The 5,691-nt window shown below is 33.5% G+C and carries 7 protein-coding genes; 3 read left to right on the top strand and 4 right to left on the bottom strand.

Translation table 11 applies throughout. From position 1 onward, the window contains the following. A partial coding sequence (locus WBQ70_RS14800; RefSeq protein WP_423915535.1) for an NAD-dependent epimerase/dehydratase family protein occupies nucleotides 1-703 on the top strand: 703 nt, incomplete at its 5' end. Here the strand turns inward: WBQ70_RS14800 and WBQ70_RS14795 are convergent. Genes WBQ70_RS14795 through WBQ70_RS14785 form a run of 3 tightly spaced genes read right to left on the bottom strand, consistent with a single transcriptional unit; the run spans nucleotide 700 to nucleotide 3,246 of the window. After that, the gene (locus WBQ70_RS14795) at nucleotides 700-1,158 is read right to left on the bottom strand and encodes a DUF4296 domain-containing protein (protein ID WP_423915534.1); all 459 of its coding nucleotides are present in this window, start codon (nucleotides 1,156-1,158) and stop codon (nucleotides 700-702) included. The genes WBQ70_RS14800 and WBQ70_RS14795 overlap by 4 nt on opposite strands. A gap of 5 nt (nucleotides 1,159-1,163) precedes the next feature. Further along, nucleotides 1,164-2,510 carry a dihydroorotase gene (locus WBQ70_RS14790; protein ID WP_423915532.1) on the bottom strand — a complete coding sequence of 449 codons (1,347 nt, stop codon included), beginning with the start codon at nucleotides 2,508-2,510 and terminating at the stop codon, nucleotides 1,164-1,166. Nucleotides 2,511-2,520: 10 nt separating this feature from the next. Further along, nucleotides 2,521-3,246, bottom strand: a complete 726-nt coding sequence (locus WBQ70_RS14785) for a polyprenol monophosphomannose synthase (protein ID WP_423915531.1) — start codon at nucleotides 3,244-3,246, stop codon at nucleotides 2,521-2,523. Between the two features lie 104 nt (nucleotides 3,247-3,350). On the opposite strand from WBQ70_RS14785, the gene WBQ70_RS14780 reads away from it, so the two are divergent. Continuing rightward, nucleotides 3,351-4,022 carry a DUF4271 domain-containing protein gene (locus WBQ70_RS14780; RefSeq protein ID WP_423915530.1) on the top strand — a complete coding sequence of 224 codons (672 nt, stop codon included), beginning with the start codon at nucleotides 3,351-3,353 and terminating at the stop codon, nucleotides 4,020-4,022. Nucleotides 4,023-4,035: 13 nt separating this feature from the next. Next, a complete protein-coding gene (locus tag WBQ70_RS14775; protein WP_423915528.1) occupies nucleotides 4,036-4,785 on the top strand; it encodes a uroporphyrinogen-III synthase in 750 nt (249 codons plus the stop codon). A gap of 79 nt (nucleotides 4,786-4,864) precedes the next feature. Here WBQ70_RS14775 and WBQ70_RS14770 read toward each other — a convergent pair whose 3' ends face one another. Continuing rightward, nucleotides 4,865-5,554 carry a zinc metallopeptidase gene (locus WBQ70_RS14770; RefSeq protein ID WP_423915526.1) on the bottom strand — a complete coding sequence of 230 codons (690 nt, stop codon included), beginning with the start codon at nucleotides 5,552-5,554 and terminating at the stop codon, nucleotides 4,865-4,867. Between the last annotated feature and the right edge of the window lie 137 nt (nucleotides 5,555-5,691).

Genomic DNA, 5,691 nt, shown 5'->3' with positions numbered 1-5,691 from the left:
CAATATCGAAGGGACTGCAAATATTGTCAATTTTTGTATTGCAAAAAACGTTACCAAATTATGCCACCTAAGTTCGATAGCTGCCTTAGGAGATTTAGCAGAACATGAAACAATACTCACCGAAGAAACCGAATGGAACCCTGAAAAACCACATTCAGACTATGCGATCTCAAAATATGGAGCCGAAATGGAACTTTGGCGCGGACAACAAGAAGGTTTAAACAGTATTATTCTTAATCCAGGTGTTATTGTAGGGCCTGGTTTTTATGAACAAGGAAGTGGATTGTTATTCAAAAAAGTTTCTGAAGGGTTAAAATATTACACTGAGGGTATTACGGGATTTATTGCTGTTACTGATGTCGTTAGAATCGCTATTGAACTCATGCAAAGCGAAATCACTAATGAACGGTACACACTTATTGCTGATAATTATAGCTTTAGAGACATCATAAATACAATGAGTGATGCCTTACATCAAAAACGGCCTGAAATCCATTTAAAGCCGTGGCAAATAGAAATTGCATGGCGATTAGACTGGATTAGAGCCACTCTATTTAGAACAAACAAAAAACTAACACAATACACAGCAAAAGCGTCCTATGCGCAAACAACGCTTTCGAATCAAAAAATAAAAGCAGAATTAAAATTCCGCTTTTTAGACATTCATCACTATATTATGGATATTGGAAAATTGAATAATTAATCCAACACACCTTCTTCGTTTGCTTTTGCTCCTTGTTCTAATCTTTCATTAAGACTTTTCTTTTTAGCCAATGAGTCTTTTTCTTTGATTGAAAGGTGTGAGTTCTTTTCATTTTGATTGATAATAATATCTAATTTCTCTCTCTCACTATTTAATCGTTCTGTAACTTGATCAAACATTTTTTTATACTCCTTATAATTTGAAGTATAGTAATTATTGTTTTGAACAAATTGAGCGCTATCTATACCATACTTCTTATAAATATACTCTAATTCATTAGTATTATACCCTTTAAATGATTCCAGATTTTGATACTTTAGCGCATTTAAAATAGATAAATCATACATTAGATCAATCATCTCACTTTTTTCAATAAAGTGATCTGGTTTTTGCATCGTACTCTCTTTACAACTTACAAAAATCAATATTAAAACAATCAAAACAAATTTTTTCATACTGCCTAGAAATTCCTATCGAACAATAGTCGTTTACCCACCTTCGTGTTTTTGACTTTAAAGTTATTGTAAACTAGTTGTCCGTTTACAAAAGTATGTGTAACTCTTGATTTAAAAGTAAACCCTTCAAATGGAGACCAACCACATTTAGCCAAAATATTTTCTTTCTTAACTCCCCATGGCAATCCTGCATTAACAATAACTAAATCAGCATAATACCCTACTTTTATAAAACCTCGTTTTTCAATTTGGAAAATTTTAGCTGGGTTATGACACATTTTTTCGACTATTTTCTCAATACTGATTTTGCCTTGATGAAAAGCTTCAAACATAGCCACCACAGCATGTTGTACAAGTGGCCCACCTGAAGGAGCTTTTAAATAGGATTGTTTTTTTTCTTCCAAAGTGTGTGGCGCATGATCAGTAGCAATCACATCAATACGATCGTCTAATAAGGCTTTCCATAAAGCGTCTCTATCCTCAACGGTTTTTACAGCAGGATTCCATTTGATCATATTGCCTTTGGTCGCATAATCATCATTAGTAAACCATAAATGGTGCACACAAACTTCGGCCGTAATTTTCTTTTCTTCTAATGGAATTTTATTGGTAAACAAATCCATTTCCATCGCAGTCGAAAGGTGAAAAATATGTAAACGAGCACCTGTTTTTTTAGCCAGCTCAATTGCTTTTGAAGAAGATTTATAACAAGCTTCAGCCGAACGAATCAAATGATGAGCAGTTACTGGCACATTATCCCCATATTCCGCAATATATTTAGCCGTATTTTCTTTGATTGTAGCCTCATCTTCACAATGAACAGCAATTAACATAGGCGTGCTGGAAAATATTTTTTCTAGAGTAGCTTCGTTATCCACCAACATATTTCCAGTTGAAGAACCTAAAAATATTTTAATACCCGCCACATTTTTAGGATTGGTTTTCAAAACCTCTTCTAAATTATCATTTGTTGCTCCCATCATAAACGAATAATTCGCATACGATTTTTGAGCAGCAAGTTGGTATTTTTCTTCTAAAATTTCCTGAGTAACGGCATTAGGAACGGTGTTAGGTTGCTCGATAAAGGAAGTAATCCCACCAGCAACAGCTGCTTTAGATTCTGACTCAATATCGCCTTTGTGCGTTAATCCTGGTTCTCTAAAATGAACTTGATCGTCAATAGCACCTGGCATCAAATAATTCCCTTCGGCATCGATAATCACATACTCAGATGATTTGGCACTAATGCTTTCTGAAATTTCAACAATTAAGTCATTTTCAATTAAAACATCGCCCTCAAAAATCACCCCTTCATTTACTATTTTGGCATTCTTAATTAAAACCCTATTCATTGTATTTGTATTATAATGTATTAAATAATTTTTTCATCCTAAGCGAAATCACTCCAAAAACAGCCTCTATGATAATTGAATTACTCATCTTAGACTGCCCTTTAGTTCTATCAGTAAAAATAATGGGAACTTCGGTAATACTAAATTTTTTGCAATACGTCCGGTATTTCATTTCGATTTGAAAAGCATAACCTACAAACTTAATTTTATCAAGATTTATAGTTTCTAATACTTGTCTTTTATAACAAACAAAACCTGCCGTTGCGTCATGAATTTTCATTCCCGTAATCATCCGAACATATACGGATGCAAAATAAGACATTAATACTCGATTTAACGGCCAATTAACCACATTGACACCCGTTACATAACGGGATCCAATCGATAGATCAGCATCACCAAAATGACACGCATTGTATAGTTTTTCTAAATCGTTTGGATTGTGAGAAAAATCGGCATCCATTTCGAATATAAAGTCATATCCTTTTCCAAGTGCCCACTTAAAACCGTGAACATACGCCGTTCCTAAACCTGATTTTTTCATTCTTTTCTCCAAGAACAAACGCCCTACAAATTCAGCTTGTAGCATCATCACTTTATCAGCAGTATGATCCGGCGAATTATCATCTATAATGAGTACATGAAAATTTTTATGCTGTGATAGCACTGTACGAATGATACTTTCGATATTTTCAATTTCGTTATAGGTCGGAATTATAACAATACAGTCGCTCATATTTCAACTAATTTCACCGCAAAAGTAAACTTTTTAATGCATTTGAATGATAATAAATCTATAATAAAAACTTTCAATCAAAAAATTACTAATTTTGCTCCACTATGACAGAACATTTACTTCATCCAAGGATAGTTGAAAGCAAGGATTGGGCTACAATATTATTTGTGCTGTCTTTTTTGCTAATTACCATAACAAAATCGACAAACGAAAACCGTTTTGGCGACTTCATTAACCTCATCTTTTCGGATAAATATTCCAAAGTGTATCGTGACTCTGGACATTTAATGAGTGGATTTACCCTGTCTTTATTCATCGTTCAGGCGATTTCCTTTGCTTTCTTCATTCAATTAACACTGAGTATCTTTGGCTTTGCCTCAAAAACTGATTATATTCTTTATATCCAAATTATCACTTTTGTTATTTTCTTTATTTTATCGAAATATTTGATCGAAAAAATAATAGCAACAGTATTTAATATTGAAGAATTTGTAGAGCAATTTAACCTCCAAAAGGTCACCTATCGTACTTATATTGGCATACTTATCCTTCCTTTTAACATTATTTTGTTCTACTATGAAAGTATTTCAACAATAATTCCGCAAACAATAATAGCTACCGTATTGATTTCGAATATATTAACTTATTTAATGTCAATAAAAAATTATCAAAATATAATATTCAGCAAGTTGTTTTATTTTATTTTATATCTTTGCACTCTCGAAATAGCCCCCTATTTTTTGATGTATTACTGGTACACAAAAACTAGCGCTTAGAAACTGTTAAAATATGAAAGTGAAAACTATTTTGGTGTCACAGCCTGAGCCTAAAGTTGAAAATTCCCCTTATTTTGAATTACAACAAAAGCATAAAATAAAAATTGATTTCAGACCATTTATCCACATAGAAGGAGTTAATGCGAAAGAGATTCGTCTTCAAAAAATTGACCTCAACAACTATACTGCGATAATTTTAACTAGTAGAAATGCTGTTGATCATTTCTTTAGAGTTGCTGATGAAATGCGTTATAAAGTTCCTGAAACCTTAAAGTATTTTTGTCAATCAGAAGCCGTTGCTTACTACTTACAAAAATACGTGGTCTACAGAAAACGAAAAATTTATGTTGGAGCTAAAGACTTTGCAGATTTATCACCTCTAATCAAAAAGTATAAGGATGAAAAATTCCTTTTACCTGCTTCGGATCAATTGAATGCTGATGCTCCTGTTACTTTAGACAGCTTAAAAGTAGACTGGACTCAAGCTACTTTTTACAAAACGGTAATGAGTGATTTATCAGATTTAGCAGATGTATATTATGATGTGTTGGCCTTTTTTAGTCCCACTGGAATCAAATCATTATTCAAAAATTTTCCTGATTTCAAACAAAATAATACTCGCATAGCCGTATTTGGAAGTTCAACTCAAAAAGAGGCATTAGACAATGGATTACGAATTGATATTCTTGCGCCAACACCTGAAACACCTTCGATGACAATGGCTATCGAAAAATATGTTATAGAAGTTAATAAAGTAAAATAATTCATTGTTAGTATAAAAAATAAAAACCGCAATTTACATTGCGGTTTTTTTATACTCAAAATCAATTCAATCTTCGAGTTTAATCCCTTCTACTGCCTCCCATATATATCGAAAGATAATACAACAAAGTCGCAATCGAACCCAATGCCGCTACTAAATACGTGCGTGCTGCCCATTTTAAAGCATCCTTAGCGCCTGCGTGTTCTTGCTGAGTTAACATGCGTTTATTATCTAACCAAGCCAAAGCTCGATAACTAGCGTCATATTCTACAGGTAACGTTATAATCGAAAATACCGTGGTTGCAGCAAATAAAATGATTCCAATTAACAACAACTGCGGAAAACTGTTCAGCAATAAAATTCCACCTAATAAAATCCATTGCATATAAGACGAAGCCACGTTTACAAACGGAACTAATTTAGAACGCATAGTCAACCATTGATAACCAACGGCATGTTGCACTGCATGACCACATTCATGTGCTGCCACAGCAGCGGCAGCCGCATTACGCTGATTATACACTGCTTCACTCAAATTTACCGTTTTATCCACAGGGTTATAATGATCCGTTAATCTTCCTGGTGTCGAGATTACTTTTACATCATAAATACCATTGTCTTGCAGCATTTTTTGAGCAATTTCTGCACCACTCATGCCGTTTTGCAAATGTAATTTAGAATATTGTTCGAATTTGCTCTTTAGCCTCGAACTCACTAACCAACTCGCCAGCATTATCATACCAGCCAATATTATATAGCCCATTCCCATATTTTTATTTTTTTTGATTTCTAATTTGGTTTAAATTCATCAAAATGCGCACCAATTTTTAAAAATGCCATATTGACATTATGAAAATGGATGGATTAAAATCCATCCCTACAATATGAGCCGAGCCTACGGCTCTT

Origin of the sequence: Flavobacterium sp. (assembly GCF_049590715.1) — a bacterium.
In the GTDB taxonomy this organism is placed as follows: domain Bacteria; phylum Bacteroidota; class Bacteroidia; order Flavobacteriales; family Flavobacteriaceae; genus Flavobacterium.
The sequence above is the reverse complement of the archived record's forward strand: the minus strand, read 5'-3'. Positions and strand labels throughout refer to the sequence as shown.

What these genes read in the sequence shown, in the direction of transcription:
- WBQ70_RS14785 (WP_423915531.1), bottom strand. Translation starts at nt 3,246, where the DNA reads ATGAGCGACTGTATTGTTATAATTCCGACCTATAACGAAATTGAAAAT.
- WBQ70_RS14770 (WP_423915526.1), bottom strand. Translation starts at nt 5,554, where the DNA reads ATGGGAATGGGCTATATAATATTGGCTGGTATGATAATGCTGGCGAGT.
- WBQ70_RS14780 (WP_423915530.1), top strand. Translation starts at nt 3,351, where the DNA reads ATGACAGAACATTTACTTCATCCAAGGATAGTTGAAAGCAAGGATTGG.
- WBQ70_RS14790 (WP_423915532.1), bottom strand. Translation starts at nt 2,510, where the DNA reads ATGAATAGGGTTTTAATTAAGAATGCCAAAATAGTAAATGAAGGGGTG.
- WBQ70_RS14795 (WP_423915534.1), bottom strand. Translation starts at nt 1,158, where the DNA reads ATGAAAAAATTTGTTTTGATTGTTTTAATATTGATTTTTGTAAGTTGT.
- WBQ70_RS14775 (WP_423915528.1), top strand. Translation starts at nt 4,036, where the DNA reads ATGAAAGTGAAAACTATTTTGGTGTCACAGCCTGAGCCTAAAGTTGAA.